Source organism: Photorhabdus sp. RM71S (assembly GCF_042879355.1).
Lineage (GTDB): Bacteria > Pseudomonadota > Gammaproteobacteria > Enterobacterales > Enterobacteriaceae > Photorhabdus > Photorhabdus kayaii.
Genome location: NZ_JBHFKV010000156.1, coordinates 1 through 752, shown reverse-complemented (window position 1 = coordinate 752; position 752 = coordinate 1). Strand labels below are relative to the sequence as shown.

Genomic DNA, 752 nt, shown 5'->3' with positions numbered 1-752 from the left:
CACAGCTAATACACGGAAGGTCTTTATCTCTTTCTCTGATAAATGCATTAAATGCCTGTTGCGCTTGATTCTTGAAATATGATATGTGCTTGACTGCTAATTTACGGGCTTTGAGTTTATCTTTCTGTTCTGCTAATTCTTGCTGACGTTTCTTTTTAAGTGCCTGCTCTGCTTTTTCCCTGTCTCTGTTTCGTTTCTTAATTGCTAATTCTGCGCCGTGGTCCGGGTTACACCACCATATATTCGAGTATTTCGGCATAAACCACTCACAGCATATTTTACATTTCCGCCTCGCTGGTTTTTTCATTTCTATTTCTCCTCCGATCCCATTTGGCACGCAATAGTTTATAAACGTAATCAAACGTTTTAACTTCTGATTCAGTCGGGATTGGCTTTGATTTATTAGACGGGACCTTATAGATTAAATTATTGATGACTCTCTGAGTCTGTGATGTTTGACGTGTCATTTCATCTATCTTGCTCCTGTTTTAATTTCATATATTCACAATCGGCTGGCGTTGTCAGTCGGCGTAACTCCAACTCATACCCCTATGAGTTTTCTGCTTTCCACTTATTGAGTTATGCACCAGTGATGGATTGCAACCGTAAAATCTTGTTGATTGCATAGATGGATACCAAAATCCAAATCCTGATTTATCCATAGAAACTACTGGTGATTTCTGGTTATCACACAACCCTGTTTTCCATGCATGTTTTAGATTTTGCTCGTTGGTACACCATTCAAGATTATT

The 752-nt window shown here is 38.7% G+C and carries 3 protein-coding genes; all 3 read right to left on the bottom strand.

The window, feature by feature from the left end:
• The coding region (locus tag ACGF5R_RS24265) for a recombination protein NinG (protein ID WP_387693184.1) at positions 1 to 307 on the bottom strand (307 nt) is incomplete at its 3' end.
• Positions 279 to 467 (bottom strand): NinE family protein, encoded by a 189-nt coding sequence (locus ACGF5R_RS24260; protein WP_112879902.1) that lies wholly within the window; start codon positions 465 to 467, stop codon positions 279 to 281. The genes ACGF5R_RS24260 and ACGF5R_RS24265, both read right to left, overlap by 29 nt.
• A 54-nt stretch (positions 468 to 521) precedes the next feature.
• The coding region (locus ACGF5R_RS24255) for a hypothetical protein (RefSeq protein WP_387693182.1) at positions 522 to 752 on the bottom strand (231 nt) is incomplete at its 5' end.